At 63.5% G+C, this 18,464-nt stretch carries 24 protein-coding genes and 1 pseudogene; 14 read left to right on the top strand and 11 right to left on the bottom strand.

Annotation, left to right across the window (positions count from 1 at the left end; genetic code table 11):
• Positions 1 to 16: 16 nt before the first annotated feature.
• Genes MTX35_RS24115 through MTX35_RS24105 form a run of 3 tightly spaced genes read right to left on the bottom strand, consistent with a single transcriptional unit; the run spans position 17 to position 3,514 of the window.
• Complete coding sequence (locus tag MTX35_RS24115; RefSeq protein ID WP_243597341.1) at positions 17 to 709, bottom strand: SDR family NAD(P)-dependent oxidoreductase; 693 nt, start codon at positions 707 to 709, stop codon at positions 17 to 19.
• Complete coding sequence (locus MTX35_RS24110) at positions 706 to 1,917, bottom strand: exo-alpha-sialidase (protein ID WP_243597340.1); 1,212 nt, start codon at positions 1,915 to 1,917, stop codon at positions 706 to 708. Before MTX35_RS24110 ends, MTX35_RS24115 begins: the two co-directional genes overlap by 4 nt.
• Before the next feature lie 19 nt (positions 1,918 to 1,936).
• Positions 1,937 to 3,514, bottom strand: coding sequence for an ABC transporter substrate-binding protein (locus MTX35_RS24105; RefSeq protein ID WP_243597339.1), 1,578 nt, complete (start codon positions 3,512 to 3,514; stop codon positions 1,937 to 1,939).
• Positions 3,515 to 3,842: 328 nt separating this feature from the next.
• On the opposite strand from MTX35_RS24105, the gene MTX35_RS24100 reads away from it, so the two are divergent.
• Genes MTX35_RS24100 through MTX35_RS24075 form a run of 6 tightly spaced genes read left to right on the top strand, consistent with a single transcriptional unit; the run spans position 3,843 to position 9,103 of the window.
• Positions 3,843 to 4,775, top strand: a complete 933-nt coding sequence (locus tag MTX35_RS24100) for an ABC transporter permease (RefSeq protein ID WP_308198165.1) — start codon at positions 3,843 to 3,845, stop codon at positions 4,773 to 4,775.
• A complete protein-coding gene (locus tag MTX35_RS24095; RefSeq protein ID WP_243597337.1) occupies positions 4,775 to 5,713 on the top strand; it encodes an ABC transporter permease in 939 nt (312 codons plus the stop codon). The genes MTX35_RS24100 and MTX35_RS24095 overlap by 1 nt, the downstream gene beginning before the upstream one ends.
• 3 nt (positions 5,714 to 5,716) lie before the next feature.
• Entirely contained in the window at positions 5,717 to 6,541 is an 825-nt protein-coding gene (locus MTX35_RS24090; RefSeq protein WP_243597336.1) for an ABC transporter ATP-binding protein, read from the top strand.
• Positions 6,538 to 7,377: an ATP-binding cassette domain-containing protein gene (locus tag MTX35_RS24085; protein WP_243597335.1), complete on the top strand. Its 840-nt coding sequence runs from the start codon at positions 6,538 to 6,540 to the stop codon at positions 7,375 to 7,377. The genes MTX35_RS24090 and MTX35_RS24085 overlap by 4 nt, the downstream gene beginning before the upstream one ends.
• Positions 7,374 to 8,330 (top strand): aldo/keto reductase, encoded by a 957-nt coding sequence (locus MTX35_RS24080; protein WP_243597334.1) that lies wholly within the window; start codon positions 7,374 to 7,376, stop codon positions 8,328 to 8,330. The genes MTX35_RS24085 and MTX35_RS24080 overlap by 4 nt, the downstream gene beginning before the upstream one ends.
• A gap of 11 nt (positions 8,331 to 8,341) precedes the next feature.
• A complete protein-coding gene (locus tag MTX35_RS24075) occupies positions 8,342 to 9,103 on the top strand; it encodes an HpcH/HpaI aldolase/citrate lyase family protein (protein ID WP_243597333.1) in 762 nt (253 codons plus the stop codon).
• Here the strand turns inward: MTX35_RS24075 and MTX35_RS24070 are convergent.
• Positions 9,060 to 9,353, bottom strand: coding sequence for a hypothetical protein (locus MTX35_RS24070; RefSeq protein WP_243597332.1), 294 nt, complete (start codon positions 9,351 to 9,353; stop codon positions 9,060 to 9,062). The two genes, MTX35_RS24075 and MTX35_RS24070, sit on opposite strands and share 44 nt — an antisense overlap.
• Positions 9,354 to 9,447: 94 nt before the next feature.
• Between MTX35_RS24070 and MTX35_RS24065 the strand changes: the two genes are divergently transcribed.
• Positions 9,448 to 9,660 (top strand): hypothetical protein, encoded by a 213-nt coding sequence (locus tag MTX35_RS24065; RefSeq protein ID WP_243597331.1) that lies wholly within the window; start codon positions 9,448 to 9,450, stop codon positions 9,658 to 9,660.
• A 23-nt stretch (positions 9,661 to 9,683) separates the two neighbouring features.
• Here the strand turns inward: MTX35_RS24065 and MTX35_RS24060 are convergent, their stop codons facing one another.
• From MTX35_RS24060 to MTX35_RS24045, 5 genes and pseudogenes are all read right to left on the bottom strand, one after another.
• A complete protein-coding gene (locus tag MTX35_RS24060) occupies positions 9,684 to 10,370 on the bottom strand; it encodes a hypothetical protein (protein WP_308198167.1) in 687 nt (228 codons plus the stop codon).
• Positions 10,371 to 10,471: 101 nt separating this feature from the next.
• Positions 10,472 to 10,546 (bottom strand): annotated as a pseudogene (locus tag MTX35_RS26140) (hypothetical protein); the annotation flags it as partial.
• 138 nt (positions 10,547 to 10,684) lie between these two features.
• Complete coding sequence (locus MTX35_RS24055) at positions 10,685 to 11,149, bottom strand: hypothetical protein (protein ID WP_243597330.1); 465 nt, start codon at positions 11,147 to 11,149, stop codon at positions 10,685 to 10,687.
• A gap of 667 nt (positions 11,150 to 11,816) precedes the next feature.
• Entirely contained in the window at positions 11,817 to 12,188 is a 372-nt protein-coding gene (locus MTX35_RS24050) for a PLD nuclease N-terminal domain-containing protein (RefSeq protein WP_243597371.1), read from the bottom strand.
• A gap of 387 nt (positions 12,189 to 12,575) precedes the next feature.
• Positions 12,576 to 13,502: an EamA family transporter gene (locus MTX35_RS24045; protein WP_243597329.1), complete on the bottom strand. Its 927-nt coding sequence runs from the start codon at positions 13,500 to 13,502 to the stop codon at positions 12,576 to 12,578.
• An 88-nt stretch (positions 13,503 to 13,590) separates the two neighbouring features.
• Between MTX35_RS24045 and MTX35_RS24040 the strand changes: the two genes are divergently transcribed.
• The 6 genes from MTX35_RS24040 (at position 13,591) to MTX35_RS24015 (ending at position 17,296) form a co-directional block, all read left to right on the top strand.
• The gene (locus MTX35_RS24040; protein ID WP_243597328.1) at positions 13,591 to 14,103 is read left to right on the top strand and encodes a MarR family winged helix-turn-helix transcriptional regulator; all 513 of its coding nucleotides are present in this window, start codon (positions 13,591 to 13,593) and stop codon (positions 14,101 to 14,103) included.
• Positions 14,104 to 14,252: 149 nt separating this feature from the next.
• Complete coding sequence (locus tag MTX35_RS24035) at positions 14,253 to 14,729, top strand: DIP1984 family protein (RefSeq protein ID WP_243597327.1); 477 nt, start codon at positions 14,253 to 14,255, stop codon at positions 14,727 to 14,729.
• A gap of 254 nt (positions 14,730 to 14,983) precedes the next feature.
• Positions 14,984 to 15,553 (top strand): cysteine hydrolase family protein, encoded by a 570-nt coding sequence (locus MTX35_RS24030; protein WP_243597326.1) that lies wholly within the window; start codon positions 14,984 to 14,986, stop codon positions 15,551 to 15,553.
• Between the two features lie 380 nt (positions 15,554 to 15,933).
• On the top strand, positions 15,934 to 16,119 hold the full coding sequence (locus MTX35_RS24025; RefSeq protein WP_243597325.1) for a hypothetical protein: 186 nt from the start codon (positions 15,934 to 15,936) through the stop codon (positions 16,117 to 16,119).
• Positions 16,120 to 16,280: 161 nt separating this feature from the next.
• Complete coding sequence (locus MTX35_RS24020) at positions 16,281 to 16,616, top strand: hypothetical protein (RefSeq protein ID WP_243597324.1); 336 nt, start codon at positions 16,281 to 16,283, stop codon at positions 16,614 to 16,616.
• 212 nt (positions 16,617 to 16,828) lie between these two features.
• The gene (locus tag MTX35_RS24015) at positions 16,829 to 17,296 is read left to right on the top strand and encodes a GNAT family N-acetyltransferase (protein ID WP_243597323.1); all 468 of its coding nucleotides are present in this window, start codon (positions 16,829 to 16,831) and stop codon (positions 17,294 to 17,296) included.
• A 3-nt stretch (positions 17,297 to 17,299) separates the two neighbouring features.
• On the opposite strand, the gene crcB is transcribed toward MTX35_RS24015, so the two are convergent.
• Positions 17,300 to 17,668: a fluoride efflux transporter CrcB gene (gene crcB / locus MTX35_RS24010; protein WP_243597322.1), complete on the bottom strand. Its 369-nt coding sequence runs from the start codon at positions 17,666 to 17,668 to the stop codon at positions 17,300 to 17,302.
• Entirely contained in the window at positions 17,665 to 18,168 is a 504-nt protein-coding gene (locus MTX35_RS24005; protein WP_243597321.1) for a CrcB family protein, read from the bottom strand. Before MTX35_RS24005 ends, crcB begins: the two co-directional genes overlap by 4 nt.
• Here MTX35_RS24005 and MTX35_RS26320 point away from each other — a divergent pair.
• Complete coding sequence (locus MTX35_RS26320) at positions 18,092 to 18,361, top strand: hypothetical protein (RefSeq protein ID WP_374230351.1); 270 nt, start codon at positions 18,092 to 18,094, stop codon at positions 18,359 to 18,361. The genes MTX35_RS24005 and MTX35_RS26320 overlap by 77 nt on opposite strands.
• Positions 18,362 to 18,464 lie beyond the last annotated feature (103 nt).

Genomic DNA, 18,464 nt, shown 5'->3' with positions numbered 1-18,464 from the left:
GTTTCACGCACTATTGTCATAGAGATGTTCCGCCGCACTGGACGATGGTTTGGCCGGTGATGCTGCGTCCGTGCGGCGACAGCAGGAACGCGACGGTCTCGGCAACCTCGTCGGGATCGATGAAATGCCCGAGCGGAGGGGTGATCGGCGGGGTCGCGACCCGCCCCGGATCGTGCAGCATCGGAGTGTCCGTCGGACCGGGAGCAACCACGTTGACGGTTATTCCACGGCTCACCAACTCCATGGCCCACGACCGCGCCATGCCCACCAACGCCGACTTGGTGGCCACGTACTGACTCTTGCCCGCCACTCCGGTCATCGTCCTGCTGCCGATCAACACCACCCGGCCGCCGTCGGCCATGCGCGAGGCCAACCCATCGACCAGAACCTCGGCGGCCGCGACATGTATCCGCCACATCTGCTCACTGTGGGCAGGATCGAGAGTCCCGAGCCGGCCCGAACGCTGGACTCCGGCAGCATGGACGATCGAGTGCGGATCGGGGAGCTCGTCGACGAGATCCGAGACGGCCTGGGTATCGGCGAGATCGACGCCGATCCAGCGATGCGGTCCGCCGTCTTCGAAACCGTGCTCGGGACGGGTCCGACTCAATCCGGTGACGTGCCAGCCACGACCGGACAGCGTCCGCGCGATCGATGCCCCGATTCCGCTGCTGACTCCGGTGACCACGGCATGCGGCGTCGAACTCATGCGCCGACGACCCGGTCCGACTCGAGTTGGACGTATTTGATGGCCTGGCGAAAGTAGGTGTACGCGATATGAAGTCGACCGTCGGAACCCTCGACGATCGACGGGTACGAGAACTCGCGGTTGGAGCCGTCCCGAGAATTGTTGGTCAGGCAGTATCCGTCGCCGACATCGAGATCCCGACGGACGGGCCACGTCAACCCGCCGTCGGACGAGATGGCCAGTGTCATGGGCGCTCTGGGCGCTCCCCAGAATGCTGCGCGGGCATCACCGTCGTCGAGGGGAGACTCGGCGGCATCGGTGCCGTCGGCCAGGCCGTCGTCGTCGATCTCGTCGTACAACGAGACGCGTCGCGCGGTGGCATCGAGCGCGGACGACTGGTTGTAGACCAGGGCCAGTGTTCCGTCTCCGCGGGCGACGACCTGAACGGACGAGTTGTTGTTCGGGAGTTCGGTGGGGACCGGGGCGCTCCAGGAGTCTCCGTCGTCGGTGGAGACGCTGCGGTAGATGTGATCCGCCCACCGACTGCGGTACAGAGCGACGAGCGAACCGTCCTGCTGCACAACAATGTTCATATGAACGCAGCCGACGCTGTTCGGCACCACCACCTCGCGCCACGTCGTGCCGTCGTCGTCGGAGATCATGGCACCGCTGTAGTCGCGATCGCCGACCCATTTGCGGCCGTCGATCTTGACGCAGTGGAACACCGGCAGCAGCAGCCGCCCCGAGTCGAGTCGAATCACGGGCTGACGCACGAAGACGCCGCCCGCATCGGTCTCGGGAAGCAACACGTGCGCCTCGCCCCACGTGAGCCCACCGTCGGGGGAGATACGACGCAGCACCCGCGCGGTGTCCTGGTTGCCTGCATGCTGCGAGGTCCACAGCAACCACACCTCGCCCGAATCGCGGACGAACAGAACAGGATTCTGCTCCGAGCGCGTCGGATCGTCGGACAGCTGGACGGGAGTACTCCACTGCTGTTCCCCGGCCTCGAGGCGGGAGAACCACACGCTGATGTCGGGAACGCCCTCCTGCGTGCCCGCGAACCACACGCACGCCAACGCGCCGTCGGGCAGGATCGCCAGGTTAGCAGCGTGGTTCTGCACCTGAGGGGCAGGCAGGAATGCGTCGGAGCGCCCCGGCTCGGCGGTCTCTCGCACAGCACCGTCGGCGAGAAGATCGCCCGGTGTGAGGAAGCTGGTGTTGCTCATGTTCTACCTTCTTTTCTGCTCAGGAGGAGAGCGTGACCGCAGCCATGTCGTAGGAGTTCGTGGGGCGCAGGTCGATTCCGGCGATGCGGTTGCGTCGAGCGATGACGGTCTTGGGCACGAACGACCACAGGCACGGCCAGGTCTCCCAGATCTGACGCTGGGCCTGGGCGAGTGTCTCGTTTCGAGTGGTGGCGTCGGCGTCCTCGGATGCTGTGGCGATGAGGGAGGCGATCTCGGGAAAGATGTACCCGTGGTAGGTGTCTCGGGTCTCTTCCTTGGCGGCGGTGCCCGCGTACATGCCCTGCATGATGGTCACGGCCAGGCCGGTGGGGCTGGGGTAACCGTTGCCGAGGATGTCCCAGTCGCCTGCCTTGCCCTGACGCCAGGTCGCGATGTCGCCGCCCGGCTCGAACTGCTGCAGCGTCGCCCGAACACCGACGGCCGAGAGCATCTGCAGCACCGACTCCATGATGTCGGTATCGGCCGCGAATTCACCGGTCTCCCAGATGATCTTGACTTCCAGATCGCGAACACCGAGCGCCTCGAGTTCCTGCCTGGCCCGCTGTGGGTCGTAGACGTACTCGCCGGTCTCGATGGCTCCGGCCAGAATGCCCGGTACGACACCGCGTGACGGAGTTGCCGCGCCCTGCATCACCTGGTCGATCAGTGCATTGCCGTTGATGGCATAGCTCAGTGCTCTTCGGACGCGAGGATCGGCCAGGGGATGCCCGGCCGGCTTGCGGAAGTTGTAGAAGAGCTGATTGAGCCGGACTCCGTCGGTGCGTTCGACGGTGACACCGGCCAGGCCGGCGAGCTGATCCGCCGCATCGGGAGTGATGGCATCGATGACGTCGACCTCGCCGCTGCGCAGGGAGACGACGCGGTTGGATTCGTCGGGTACGAACCGAACGCTGACCGACTCGGCCGATGCCGCAGTTCCCCAATAGCTTTGATTTCTCGCCAGCGAATAGTTACCGGTGCCGCGATCGGACGAGGTCACCACGAACGGGCCGGTGCCGACGCCATCCTGCAGATCCTCGGGAACATTGTCCTCGGCGGGGGTGATCAGGATGTTCGACATCAAGTAGTCGAGCACGGGGATGGGCCGCTCGGTGTCGAGCGTGAACGTCGAGTCGTCGATCTTGCCGACCGTGGGCCACTCGGGGAAGAACGTGCCGACGAACGAACCGGTGACCTGGCTGTACATGCGCAGTGCGGTGTCGACGTCCTCGACCCGAACCGGCCTGCCGTCGGAGTAGGTGACACCGGGGCGCAGATGGACCAGCCACCGCGTCGGCGCGACGAGCTCGAAGCTGTCGGCCAGGACGAGCTGTACCTTCAGTGACGGAGTGATTGTGGTCAGCGCCTCGCGGACTGCGCGCTGCACGGTCAAGGCCGCGTCGAACTGGAGGAGCTTGTTGTCCAGGCTCACCATCGATCGATTCATCGCCAGGCTGACGGTGTCCGGTCCGGGCCGGCCGGTGGGCGTCGCGCATGCAGTCATCGCGCCACCGAGGGTCAGTCCCGCGCCGAGAATCAGACTCGACCGGAACAGTGAACGCCGTGAAAAGCGCTGGTTGACAAAGCTTTCGGTCATCATTGACCTCTCGTGACTGACACATCGAAATGTGGATGTCGGTTCAGGTCTCGCGGACCTCCGTCGACGAAAGTGATCGTGGACACAGGGTGACTGTACTACGAAATGCATGAAGTGCGCAGAAAAATATTCAAGGTTGCGCAAACCGCGCATCGGTGCCATTGTGAGCTGAGTTACAACGAGGCAGTGTTATCGAAAGGTCGACGATGACCCAGGCAATATCAGCAGCGCAGGTGGGGCGATGACCCAGCTCACCGCCAGTCCACCCAGCGTGCCCGCGGCCACGTCCGCCACCAGCTCCAAGCTGCCCGCGTTCCTCACCGCGCCGATGGCTCGCTACGTGGTGCGTCGGCTCGGGCAGAGCGTGCTCACCATCTTCTTGACGCTCACCACGGTCTTCGTGTTGATTCGGATGGCCCCGGGTGACCCGGCCTACTCGATGGCGGGCCCGCTGGCCAGCACCGAGGACCTGGCGCAGATCCGCACCAACCTGGGCCTCGACCAGTCGATCTTCACTCAGTACGCGCTGTATCTGAAGGGCCTGTGCACCCTGGACCTCGGTACCTCGTACTCGTTCCAGGCACCCGCGCTCGACGTCGTCCTGCAACGCATTCCGTACACGGTCACGCTGGCCTTCGCGGCAATCCTGCTGACGACCGTGGTGTCGATTCCCCTCGGCATCTGGATGGCCCGTCGCGCCGACACCCGCCGTGAGCTCGGTGCGAACGTCGTCACCATCGCAGGCCAGTCGATGCCGGACTTCTGGACCGGCTTGATGCTGTTGACCTTCTTCGCCGTTCTGGTTCCGGTGCTCCCGGCCGCCGGCTTCACCAGTTGGTCGTCGCTCATCCTGCCCGCGGTCACCGTGGCCATCCTGCAGATCGCCCTCATCTCCCGCATGGTGCGACGCGAGATGGTCAACGCGTACGCCTCGCCCTACGTCACCGTCGCTCGTTCGAGGGGCGTCACCGAACGAGAGATCACCTGGCGTTATGCGCTGCGTAACTCCTCGATCCCGGTCGTCACCGCGCTCGGCACTCGATTCGCCTCGATGCTCAACGGGGTCGTGGTGGTCGAGGTGGTCTTCGCCTGGCCCGGCGTCGGCTCGCTGGTGGTACGCGCCCTCGAAACCCGCGACTACCCGTTGATCCAAGCAACGGTTCTGGTCACCGCAGTGCTCGCCGTCCTCGTGCAATTGGCCGTCGACCTCTGCTACCCACTCCTCGACCCCCGCGTCCGCCTCGGGAAGGCAGCAAGCTGATGACAGTCGTCGACAAGCCCTCGGACACAGCACGTCCCAGCGCCGTCACCACCAAGGACTTCGCCTCGGCCGGAGCCACGCGCAGGAGACGAGACAGCCGCGTCAAGATCTGGATCGGCACCGTGTGCGCGCTGGCCGTGATCATTCCGGTCGCCTTCGCTCGCGTCCTGCCACTCGCCTCGCCCGACGCCACCGATCTCGCCCAACGGCGACTCGCACCGTTGACCGACGGGCATCTCTTCGGAACCGATCAGCTCGGCCGCGACCTCCTGGCCCGCGTGCTTTACGGCGGGCAGGTCTCGCTCACCGTCGGAATCCTCGCCGTCATCGTCTCGGGCCTCATCGGACTCACCCTCGGATCGCTCGCCGGCTTCTTCGGCGGCTGGGTCGACGCCGTCGTCTCCCGTCTGCTCGAAGCGCAACTGTCCCTGCCGCTGCTGATGATGTTGCTGCTGGTCGTCGCACTGTTCGGCCCGTCGATCCCGGTCATCACGTTCGTCATCGCCATCGCCCAGTGGCCCGAGATCGCCCGTCTGACACGATCACTCGTCCTGGTCGAACGCGAGAAGCCGTACATCGCCGCTGCCCGGGTGCTCGGGCTCGGACGCATCGCGATCCTGCTGCGCCACGTGGTCCCCAACATCATCAAGCAGGCATCACTGGTCGTGTTGCTGCTCCTCGCACAGGCCGTGCTGCTCGAAAGTGCACTGAGCTACCTCGGTGCCGGACCGCAACGTCCGTTCGCCACCTGGGGACGCATCATCTCCGACGGTCAGGACTACATCACCACCTCGTGGTGGCTCGTCACCCTGCCCGGCCTGGTCATCGTGCTGCTGGTGGTCGGTGTCAACCTGCTCGGTGACGGCCTGCGCGACCGTCCGGCCGGATCGAGTCTGCGACGAATGTTCTCCCGCTCCACAGAGAAAGGGCGTGCCTGAGTCATGGGCAACCTACTGAAGGTCGACGAACTGCAGATCGAGTTGGTCACCGACAAAGGCCTCATCAGGGCCGTCGACGGCGTGTCCTTCTGCATCGAGGCAGGTGAAACCGTCACCATCATCGGTGAATCCGGATCCGGCAAGTCCACGACAGCGATGGGCATCCTCGGCCTGCTGCCCGCCGATCTGGCGGTGCTCTCCGGGTCCGTGACGTTCAAGGACACCGAGATACTCGGAAACGACAAGGAGCTGTGCGGCATTCGCGGTAAGCACATCGCGCTCATCCCGCAGGATCCGATGACGGCACTGAGTCCGGTGCACACCATCGGTAGCCAGCTGCGAGAAGCCGTCCGGCACAGCGGCGTCACCGGCCGATCCGCGCAGACCGCGCGATGCATCGAACTGCTCGAACAGGTCCGTATCCCCGATCCCGCAGGCCAGTTGAACAAGTACCCGCATCAGCTCTCGGGCGGCATGCTTCAACGTGTTCTCATCGCAGGCGCACTCGCGGCAGGCCCCGAACTGATCGTCGCCGACGAGCCGACCAGCGCCCTCGACGTCACCGTGCAGGCCAGCATCCTCGACCTGCTTCTGGAACTGCAGGAGCGCACCGGAATCGGACTGCTCGTCATCACCCACGACCTCGGCGTCGCGCGCTTGATGTCCGATCGCATCTACGTGATGAAGAGTGGCGTGTTCGTCGAGAACGGTGGTGCCGAAGAGCTCGTCAATGCTCCGAAGAATCCGTACACGAAGAACTTGCTCGACTCGATCCCGCAACTGGGACCGTGGGACGAAGCAGTCGAGAAGGTCGAGGCCACGGTATGAGTGCACCACTTCTGTCGGTCGAGGGCCTCGTCGTCGAATACCCGGTTGCCGCCGGCACATTCCGCGCGGTCGACACGGTGAGCTTCTCGGTGGACAAGGGCAAGACCATCGCCATCGTCGGTGAATCCGGTTGCGGCAAATCCACCATCGCCAAGTCCATCGTGCGGCTGCTCACCCCCACCTCGGGACGCATCGTCGTCGACGGCACCGACATCGCGCAGATGTCCGAGAAAGCACTGCGGCCGTTCCGTTCTCGTGTGCAGATGGTGTTCCAGGATCCCTACGGATCACTCGATCCGCACCTGACGGCTGTCGACATCGTCGGAGAGCCGCTGCGGCTCAGAGGCATTCGCAGTAAGTCCGAGCGCGCGAAGAAGGCCGCCGAACTCATCGACCGGGTCGGTCTGCCGACCACAGCCCTCGGGCGTAGACCGGCGGAGTTCTCCGGTGGACAGCGCCAACGAATCGGCATCGCCCGTGCTCTCGCGTCGGGGCCGGAGATCCTGGTGTGCGACGAGGCCACCAGCGCACTGGATGTGTCGGTGCAGGCGCAGGTGCTCGAGCTGCTGCGCGAAATTCAACAGCAGACCGGATTGACCTACGTCTTCATCTCGCACAACCTCGGTGTCGTCCGCGAGATCAGCGAGACGGTCATCGTGATGTCGAAGGGCCGCGTGGTCGAAGGCGGCGAGACCGAGGAAGTGCTCGCGCGACCCAAGGAGCCGTACACTCGGGCACTGCGCGCAGCGGCTCTCGACCCCGCAGCCATGACAGGAATCAAACCGCGACATGTCGTTTCGCGTCTCACGAAAAGCCCGGCAGGAGTCTCCGCATGACCTCGCTCGACATTTCTCCCCTCGTTCTCGGGACCATGACGTTCGGTGACACCGTCGACGAATCCGGTGCCGCCAAGATGCTCGACGCCGCGCTCGACGCGGGAATCACCCACATCGACACGGCCAACGGCTACGCAGGCGGGGAATCCGAGCGGATCCTCGCCGCCCTGCTCGCAACCCGTCGCGACCGAGTAACCCTGGCAACCAAAGCGGGCATGCCTCATCCCGACGCAGGCGACAACAGTCCTCTGTCTCCGAAAGGGTTGCGGCTCAGCGTCGATGCCAGCCTCACGCGGTTGAACACCGACTACGTCGACCTGTTCTACCTGCACCAACCCGATCGCGCGACTCCTCTGGTCGACACTCTCGCAGTAGTGGGCGAGTTGGTGGCGGAAGGAAAGATCAGGGCCCTCGGCGTCTCGAACTTCGCGGCCTGGCAAATCGGGGAGGTCAACCGCGTCGCAGACGAGGTGGGTGCCCCGCGGCCGATCGTCGCGCAGCAGCTCTACAACCTGCTCGCCCGCAGGATCGAGGAGGAGTACGTCGAGTTCGCGGCGTCGACGGGACTGACCACCATGGTCTACAACCCACTCGGCGGCGGACTGCTCACCGGAAAGCATTCGGCGGGAATCGAACCCACCGACGGCCGGTTCGGCGACTCGCGCCTGGCCACGATGTACCGCGAACGATACTGGAACACGGCGATATTCGACGCCATCACCCAGCTGGGCACCGTTGCCGACGGTGCCGGGATGCCGCTCACCGAGCTCGCCCTACGATGGCTGGTATCCAAGCCCGCCACCGGGCCGGTGCTGCTGGGTGGCTCCAAGGTGGAGCACCTCGAGTCGAACATCGCTGCTCTCGGCCGCGGGCCACTGGACGCGGACGTCGTCGCCTCGTGCGACGAAGTCGGTGCCGCGCTCCGTGGACCGATGCCGAACTACAACCGCTGAAGGGGTTTTCAATGTCTGCACAGGAATTCGCGGCCCGTGTTCGTAACCGCGAGCGCATCCTCGGCTACTGGTCGGTGATCGACAGTCCGGTCTCCACCGAATGGCTCGCGCACGTGGGTTGGGACTACATCGCCCTCGACCTCCAGCACGGCCTGATCGGATACTCCGGCATGCTCGCCGGGATCACGGCCATCGACGCCGCCCACGGACCCGCCGCCCTCGTTCGCGTCGAGGCCAACAACGCCACCGTCATCGGCCGCGCACTCGACGCCGGTGCGGCCGGTGTCATCGTTCCACTCGTCGACACCGCTGCCGATGCCGCCGCCGCGGTATCCGCAGCGACCTACCCGCCGGCAGGCATCCGCTCCTATGGACCGATGCGCTCACAACTACGCATCGGGCCCGATCCCGCCGCCGCCAACCGCGATACCGTCGTGCTGGCGATGATCGAAACTCCACAAGGTTTGGCCAACGTCGAAGAGATCTGCGCTGTGCCCGGACTCGACGGCGTCTACGTAGGGCCCTCGGATCTGCGATTGGCCGTCGGCGGATCCTCGCCCGCGGACCGCTCCGTCGATGCGGAATTCGACGCGGCCCTGGTGCGAGTGCAGAAGGCCGCTGCCGCAGCGGGCATCACTGCGGGAATTCACACTGCTTCGGGAAGTATTGCTGCGCAGCGACTGTCCGAGGGATTCACCCTGGCGACCGTGGCATCGGATTTGACGCACCTCAAAGCCGTGTCGGCCGAGCACCTAGCGGCGGCGCAGGGGTAGGCCCGCGTTTCTTGCGCACATCGACCCGGTACGCGAGGTAGAGATACAGCAAGCCTGTGATGGCACCGCCCACGCACCCGGCTGCAGTATCGAGTGCTGTGGAGCCCGAGTCGATCATCAAGTGCACCAACAGGAAACCGACACCGACTGCCGGGGCGAGTGCCAGCGCATTGATGTAGTCCGCTCGGGTTGCACCGCATCTCTTGCTCAGGGCCCCGGTCATGACCCACTCACGGAACGGCTTCTGCATCTCGGCCTCCGACCTCGTGTGGTCCGCTGTGCCCGTTCTCACCACGGTACCGGATAGTTCGCGGCGCTGACTATGTCATGGGAGGGTGCAAGTTATGCGTGCTCTGGTGTTTCTTGCGGTCCTTGCGCTCGTGTACAAGTGGCCGTTGTTCGGCGACAGCCCCGGCGAGTGGTCGGCTCTCTCGCAGGGCGTCATGCTCGGCGCGATCGTCAGCACCGCGGTCACGCCCGCAGGATGGAAGGCGATTCGACGCATCAGAGGTCGACTCGATGGGTCGTACAGTCCGCCCGAGTCCTCGCGTCGGTGAAAATCGGGTGCAACTGACCGCGCTCAGCGCGGCTGGCTGCACCGGATTCGATCAACCGTCGAGGTAATTTCCGCGATCACGTGGTCCATCCGCTCGGTGAGGTCGAACCAGGTGTAGCGGAGGATCGTCCAATTCGGAGTGATGTCGTTCTGTCGGCTTCGATCCCGTTGGAATGCGTCGTGATCGGAGTGATACGCCCAACCGTCGATTTCGATCGCGACCATCTCTGCAGCGAACGCGATGTCGAGTTCGTATCCGCCCCATCGAAAGTTGGCCACCCAGCCGCGGATATCGCGGGACCGGAATTCGCCGATCAGCAGGCGCTCACCCTCCGAGCGGGCGCCATGCGCCGCGACCTTCAGCAGACGCTTCGCTTCGGAGGCTCCGGCGCGGCCTGGGTTTCGGGCATCGGCCTGCCGCAGTCCCTCCAGATTCGTGTGTCGCTGAAGTGCGCGATCCATGATGTGAGCCTTGCCGATCGACGCTTCGAGAACAGTGAGGTCGAGCGACGTGACCCGAATCCCGCGGCGTTCGACGATGTCCTTGCTGTGAATGTCGCGTCGGCGAAGCCGGCATCCCTCCGCGCGGCTTCGCCCCTTGCGTGGGGTGGTGACCTCGATGATGATCGGTGCCTCGGAATCACACGGTGCCAGAACGCCGCGGCTTCCCCGCTGAGCACGGCGTTCGTTCCCGCACCCCACACGGCGCATCGAATACGCGCATCTGCGGTGAAGGGGCGGTCTGCAACGAAATACACCCCGCGGTGAATCGTCTGCCATGTGCCTTTGCGTACCAAACGGTCGACGGCATCACCGCTCAGGCCACAGATCGCCGCCTGGGCACGGGTGATCACGCCGTCGTGCTGCGACAACCAATGATCGAGCATGTCCATTTGGACGTTCACTGCGTCGAAGCGGTTCCACGAACAAAATCGGGTGCAGCTGACCGCGCTCAGCGCGGCTGGCTGCACCAGATTCTGTCGATGGTCGGTGCTAGGCGTGGTGGCCGTTGCAGGTGAGGCCCTTCACGCGCAGGCGTCGCGTCCATCGAATGCGCCGACGGTTCTGCAGGCGAAGGCGCGAGAGACTTTCCACTCGTTCTCGAACCGCACGAAGGGGATGGGACCGACCGAGTAGGAGTCGAGGCCGCGGAACGACCCCTTGCCGCTCGCATCGACGGTGTCCGGGCCGGTGACCTCGACCGACGTGAACTCGATGTGTTGCGGGTCGGGCTGCGCACCCCATGCGCGCGCGAGCGATACGTTGCGTTCGGTGGGCCCGTCGAACAGTCGGGCCCGATCCTCTTCCCGCACGGAGTAGTTCACGCTGGCGGCGAGCAGCGCGGTCAACTGCTCGCCGCTGGGAACCGGATCGGTTACCGGCGGCGGGGGAGCAGCGAACTGCGTCGATCGAACCGATGCGGTCGGTAGCCGGGGTTCGTCGACAGGTGCGCAAGCGCAGCCGAAGACAATCAAGATAATTGCTCCCAATCCGACTCTTCTCACCGGGACAGTATTGCCCGATGCGCGCGTGGCAAGGTGCTTTCGACAGTGGCCGAAACATGCTCGTTTCGATCGAATCGAGCGGCTGACCTTTCTTCAGTGATGGGAGCGAGGTGCAGGAGACTCACCGTCCCGGGGCCGGAGGCGTCGATTGTGGGCCAAGGTTATGGCGATGACTGGAATGGCAACTGGTGCAATCAGTGTCGTAGCAGCGGCAATGGTCGAAGGCCAGGGTGCGGTGTAGTTCCACGTCGCGTTCAAGACAATCAGCGTTGCGAGTAGGGCTGCAGTCTGAGCTCCCACTCGAAGCGCTGTGGCCGCGAACGGGGGGGCGGACCGCAAACCTTCCGATGATCATGGGTAGACGGTGGCCTTCGTTGACGCGCGACAGTTGTTTCGTCGCGACGGTCATCATCCACGCACCGAGCGCGGCGACCACAAAACCGACAAACAACATGCTCGGTGCGATACGCGACCGAGGGTTCCGAGCTGCCAGGATGACTGAGGCCCGCGATCCGCAGCGCCACACAGCTCCGTCCTGATCATGCGAGACGGCCAGACGCGGGTATCGAGCGATGCTCTGCAAACGTTCGTCGGCCGCGTGTACTTCACACCGTCCCAGTCCACGGAGCCGACGCTGCCCGAGTGATCACGATCAGAATTCGAGATCTCGCTTCCGGCGCTCGCGCTCGAGTCGACGTTGCTCCTCAGCACGCTCTCGGCACTGCCGAAGGAATTCCGCGTCGGCATCAGGATTCTGTGCGGCCTGACGACCAGGTCGCGTCTCGTACTCCGGAAACGCAGAAGTGCTCACCCGCCGGGTGCCGCCGCCGGCACCTCCCCAGATTCCGCCACCTATCGGACGTCCGGCGAAAAGCCATGCCAGCGAGCCGGCGAGCGGGAGAAACACCACCAGCAAGAGCCACACGATCTTCGGGAGAAATCGCACTCCGCCGTCGTCGGCCGTGATCACGTCGATCAGGCAGAACACCCACAGCAACATCACCAGCAGACCGAAATACGGCATGTGATCCTCCATGTTCAAGACCGTTCGGTCTGATGTACCGAGCATCGTAGCGGGGTTGTCGAGAATCCGACAGGCCAAATTCAGTGCTGCGGTCGTTTCGGTGCCGAGAGTTTCGACGGGTCCAGGGGGCTCTGTTCCGGGAAGCACTGCCGGGTAGGTGAACTGGACCGCTGCCTCGAACACGGACGATCCCTCGAACATGAAGAATCCGATTGGGTCAACGGAACAATCGTCTCTATCCGCCGATGACAGCGCGTGCCGTCTCCGTATCGAATGTGCTGGTTCGATGGAGAACTCGACGAGCAGATCATTCCGTTTGCCGACACCGTCCACAGTCTCGAGTCGGGGTTGTTGTTGCGGGCCGTGGTGTTCGATTACTCAGCCCGACTACGTCGGTCGCGGCGGACGCGTCGGGACGAACTGCCCGGCTATCGAACCGACGAGTGCGATGACGAAGCCCGCGCATTGCAGTGCTGTCATGTTCTGTCCCAACACGATCCAGCCGACTGCGGCCGCGGTCAGTGGACTGAGGATGCCGAGAAGGGAGATGCTCGCAGAGGGCAGCGCGCGGGCACCTCGGAACCAGAGCGCGTACGCCATCGCGCCGCCGATCACCGACAACCATGTGTAGCCGAGTGCAGCCTTCGCATCGATGGCCCACGGACCGTCGTCGACGATCGGAATCAACGGGCAGATCACCATCCCGCCGATAAGTAGTTGCCAGGCAGTGGAATTGAGCGGACTCGTGTTCTGCTGTACGCCCCAGCGCTTGGTGAGGACGATGCCGGTCGCCATGCTGGCGGTACCCATGGCAGCGGCGGCGAGTCCGATCGCGTCGAGACGAACGGCGCTCGTCATCGTCGTCAGCGCGACTCCGGCGACCGCGACGAGGGCGCATCCGATCTGCACGGGACGCGTGCGTCCCCACCCGAGTGCCGTGGACATCGCGATGATGACGAGGGGTTGCGCAGAACCGACTACTGCAGCGACCCTGCCGGGTAGTCGGTAGGCCGCCACGAACAACATCGGAAAGAACAATCCGATGTTCAGCACGCCGAGGATCGTGGTCTTCAGTCGCCAACCTCGGCCGGGAATGCCCGGTGCGATGAGTAGTAGCAGTAGCCCGGCGGGAACAGCGCGAAGGACACTGGCGGTCATGGGTCGGTCCGGCGGAAGAAGCTCGGACGTCACCACATATGTTGTGCCCCAAACAATCGGAGCCAGAGCGGCCGCGGCTGTGATTCCGAGGGGCGAGGACGCGCCCTGGAGCTCGCCAGGGTGGCTCGACCGTGTCCTGGTGCGTGACGCCCACATCTCGACTCCCGATGGGTTGATCTCTTAACGTTGAACTATCTAGTGTTGAAACGTAGGCGTATGCTGGTCCGAAGTCAACGGTTCGGCAGTGAGGGGTTCGTCGGTGTCGGAGGAGGCGCACGATGCAGTGGATGCGATCCTGCAACAGTGGAAGGCCGAGCGACCCGATGTGGATGTCAGCCCTATGGCGGTCATCGGGCGTATCGGCCGAGCGGCATCGGTACTGGACAAGCGCATTCACGCGGTGTTGGCCGAATTCGGTTTGCAACCAGGAGAATTCGATCTGATCGCGACGCTCCGGCGTACCGGCGCCCCGCATCGCCTCACTGTCGGACAGTTGTTGGACAGTGCAATGGTGACGTCCGGCGCTATCACGCATCGTTTGAACCGATTGACCGACAAAGGACTGATCGAACGAGAAATCGATCCGACGAATCGTCGGGTGATCATCGTGCAATTGACACCGGCCGGACTCGACGTTGTGGATGCCGCGCTACCCGCGCACGTGGCCAACGAGGAGGCTCTGCTGAGGGCGCTGAATCCGGATGAGCGAAGCCAGCTTGCCGGCCTGTTGAAGCGACTTCTCTCCGATCTTCGGTAGATGTGTGTCGATCGGCCACTCGCACAGGCCCTTCCGTATGTCGATGAACTGTGGTACTTGTTGAACCATGAACAGATTCGACACGTCGAAAGGCGCATGAGCGCCCGCAGTCATTCCACCTTCGGTGCTATTGGCCCGAGGTGCAGATCATGAAGCTTGCCGAGGCCCTCGCAGAACGAGGCGAACTGATCAAGCGCGCCGAGCATGTGAAAGCTCGAATTCTGGCGAATGCCCGCCACCAGGATGGTGAATCACCGGCAGAGAATGCGGTCGGTCTGTTGTCGGAGTACATGATTGCTCTCGACCGCCTCGAAGTTCTCATCCGTCGGATAAACCGGACGAACAGCGCGGCGACAGTGCGAGACGGAACCATCACGGACGCGCTCGCATCCCGTGACGTACTACGTATGCGCCACAAAGCGGTCTCCGCCGCGGCGGATGCGGCGTCGGGGCGCGATCAGGAGCGTCGATACGGACCGCGCCAACTGCGATCGGAGTTGGTGTACGTGGCAGCTCTTCCTGTTGCCGAGTTGCGTTCTACTGCCGATGATATCGCCAAGCGTATTCGGCTCGTGGACTTGGAAATTCAACGCGTCAACTGGGAATTCGACCTGATCGACGAGTGAGCCGGACGCCGGGTTGTAGGTAGTTTTCGTTCGAGGCGAGCACGTACCGTGGCCGGCGGTCTTCCGGCCTCTCTCCCGCGTGGTGAGCAGCGTTTCGGGTATTCGCCCGGTCACAGTGCAGCTCAGTACAACTCACGCAGGACGGTGCACCGCGCACATCGCACTACCGTGTGCTGATCGAACGGGAACGAGGGTGGGTAAGGGGCCACCCGGCGATATGGTCAGGATGAAGGTTGGCGGATAGCCTGCATGGTATGAATTCCGTACCGACCGATCTCGATCGACCCGCACTGATCGTCATCGATGTGCAGTCCGGGTTCGATGATTCCGAGTTCTGGGGTCCGCGTGACAACCCATTGTGCGAAAGCAATATTGCAGTGCTACTACGATTGTGGAGATCGAAGGCGTGGCCGATCGTGTTCGTTCGACATGACTCCGAGAACCCGCAGTCTCCATTGTCGCCGACTGGTGCGGGGCATTCCTTCAAGAAGATCCTCGACGGGACACCTGATCTCTTGATCAGCAAGCGGGTCAACTCGAGTTTCTACGGCACGCCGGATCTCGACGCCTGGCTTCGAGGTGAGGGTATCTATCAGGTGGTGATCTGCGGGATCACCACCAACCACTGCTGTGAGACAACGGCACGCATGGCCGGCAACCTCGGCTACGACACGTACTTCGTCATCGACGCCACACACACATTCGATCGGCTGGGTCCTGATGGAACCACCGTTCCGGCAGCGACATTGTCGACCATCACCGCGACGAATCTGCACGGCGAGTTCGCGACGGTCGTGACAACAGAGGAATTTCTCACGGACTGAGAAAGGCGCGCAATGAAAGTGACAGGCCGACTGTCCCCTGATGAGTTCTGGGAACACATGAGTGAGCTCGAGAGCCGAGTGCTTTCGGAAGCTCGGCAGGTTCGTGTGTTCGGACTGGCGGAGTGGATCGGCCCCATCATGATCGGGCACTGGGGATGGGTGGACGACCGACTCTCGTCCGCCGGACTCGTGCACGGCATTCCTGACGGTGACGTGTCTGTGCAGATCGACACCGTGGTCGGAGATTCTCGATGGGCGGTGGTTCACGCGATCGAACGTGCGACCGGAATTTCCCCGAGGGAGCCCGACTACCGGAGCCGACACAGATTGGTCCGGGACGCTCCCGGGATCGCCGTGTCGATTCCCTGCAACGGTGTAGCGTGGAGTTCCAGAAGTGGGGTGGACTCCAGCGATGGTGGGCGGCCGGCGAGATCGACGGCGTCTCGATCGTCATCGAAAACCGGAACTGCCCGGTCGAAGACATCGCTCTGATCGAGATCGATGATCTGCAGCCCTATTTGGAGGGATGGAGAGAGTACGTGCGGATCGTTCGTGGGGGAATGTAGTCACTCGAAAACCGACCGAACGGCGACAGTAGTCGTGGCGCACTTGATCGACGTCGATTTGATACCGTGCGGTATGGACGATCGGATGAGCGCGGGTGTCTTGCTGTATCTGGGTTCATACGTTTCGGTTCCGATGTCACCGACATGAGATCGGCACCGTCGTGAACACTGCACTCGCCCTGGGGCTGATCGTGGGAATCGTCGCGTTCGGCTTCGGTTCGTCAGTGGGGCTACGCGGCAAAGTTCTCTATCCGGACTACTACGGCAGTGACGTACCGGACCGGGTGAAGACCACGCCGCACCTACGTGCACGGGCGAACAGGCTGTTCGTAGTGTGCGGCGTCGCTGCAGCCATTCTGCTGCTGGCTCCGTTGTTGTGGATATTCTCCGACTTCCAGCGAGAGAGAACAACGTGGGAGTTGGCAGGGCTGGCAGCTTATGTGTTCGTCGCTGTGGTTATCGGTGGCTACCCGTTCGCCAAGATCAAGACCTTGTGAACCTGCGCTACGGAGCGCAGGGTGGAAATGGTCGACCGAAATTGCCTGTTTCCCAGTACGGTACGACGCGTCAGGACTCATAGTCGAATATTCGGATCTCGCCACGCGTGTCAGTAGCGTTCACGGTGATATCCAGTGGCCGGGTGCTTTGATCGTTGAGCCGGTGTACACCAGGCTGGGGTCAGGGGCGGCGATGGGATGAGGTGAGCATCATGGGTGAGGTCGGTGTGACGGTTCGGCGGGCATGTATGGGCGACGTGAACGCACTCGTCGAATTGCGCGCCGAAATGTTTCGATCGATGGGCAGTGCCCCTGACGACCAACTTTGGCGCGCACATGCATTCGACTGGTTCGTCGACCGATTGGACGATGCGAACTACCGCATTGTCGTCGTCGAACACAACGGCGTGGTCGTAGCCTGCGCCATGGGTGCCGTTCGAGACGCTGCACCCTCGCCTCTCTCACCGGATGGACGTGATGTCCTGATCAGCAATGTGTGCACCGCACCCGAAGCTCGAGGTCAGGGGTTCGGCGGCAGAGCGTTCGCTGCGGTGATGGACTGGGCTCGGGAAACCGGCATTGCACGAGCGGAGCTGATGGCGACGCCCTCAGGACAGGGCATGTACGAGCGAAACGGTTTCGCTGCCAGCGCCTTTCCTGCTATGCGGGCGCAGTTGTGATAATCAGATGTACGCCGTCGCGACCATCGCGACACCGACAACCGCGGTAGTACAGAGCGCCGTGCCGATCGCGTTGTACGCAGCGAGACCGTAGCGACGCCGTTCGAGCAGGCGAACGGTCTCCACACTTGCGGTGCTGAAAGTGGTGTAGCCGCCGCAGAATCCGACGCCGACGATGGCCTGCACCTGTTCCGGTGCCGAGTGGAACGCCACCAGCCCTGCTACGACGCCGAGTACGGCCGATCCGGTGACGTTGATCAGCACTGTGGCGTAGGGAAACTCGGTTTTCAGTCGTGACCGAATGACGCCGTCGAGGACGAATCTGCTGACTGCACCGGCACTTCCGGCGAGCACGACCCACAGGGCGATCATCGCTTCTCCTCCGCGCGGGTGCCGAACCGTTGCGCGCAGACGATGCCCGCCCCGGCCGCCAACGTACCGATGACCACGCTGACGGTCATGTACACCGCGGCAGCCACGACGCGATGATCTCGCAACAGCTCCACGGTCTCGAGGGCGAACGAGCTGTAGGTGGTGTACGAGCCGAGTACCCCGGTGCCGATACACAGCCGTATCCGTCGTCGCCGGCCACTGTCCGGTCCGGACAAGGCAAGCCGTTCGAGCAACATCCCGAGGATGAACGTGCCGGTGATGTTGATGACGAGAGTGGTGAAAGGGAACGAACCGGATACGAACGGGAAGGCCGACTCCGCGCCGTAGCGAATGCCGGTGCCCACCAGACCGCCGAGAGCAACTGCGGCAATTGCCGCCGGCTGTACGTGTAGAGGACGCGCCGTGTCGACGCCGTCCGGGTCCACAGGCAGGGCCCGATCGGCCGCGGTATCGCTCTGTTCGTCGTCGAAATCGTTCATCAACCTGCTCCCTATCTGCGGACATACGAGTGCCGAGACAGGGACTGTTGTCGGCGCGAAGACCGAGGTTCGGTTACGGCGAGCCCCACCGCCGCTGCACACCGAGGTGCGTTTCCATCATGGCATACCGCGGTGCGGCTTCGCCGCAGTGGAGCGGTTAAGTGCCCTGGGGGGGCTGTCGCATTTTGAGTGAGCGGTAGTTCGACGTTGCGAAGGGGTGGCTCGGGTTCGATGCCCGGGTCACCTCTTTTTTGGCGTTGGGGTGCTCTGTTCCGCTGGGTCAGGCCAGCGCTGCG

The sequence above is a fragment of the Rhodococcus sp. ARC_M12 genome (genome assembly GCF_022810385.1).
In the GTDB taxonomy this organism is placed as follows: Bacteria; Actinomycetota; Actinomycetes; order Mycobacteriales; family Mycobacteriaceae; genus Rhodococcoides; species Rhodococcoides navarretei.
Note: the sequence above shows the minus strand (reverse complement) of the source record. Positions and strands in the feature narration are given on the sequence as shown.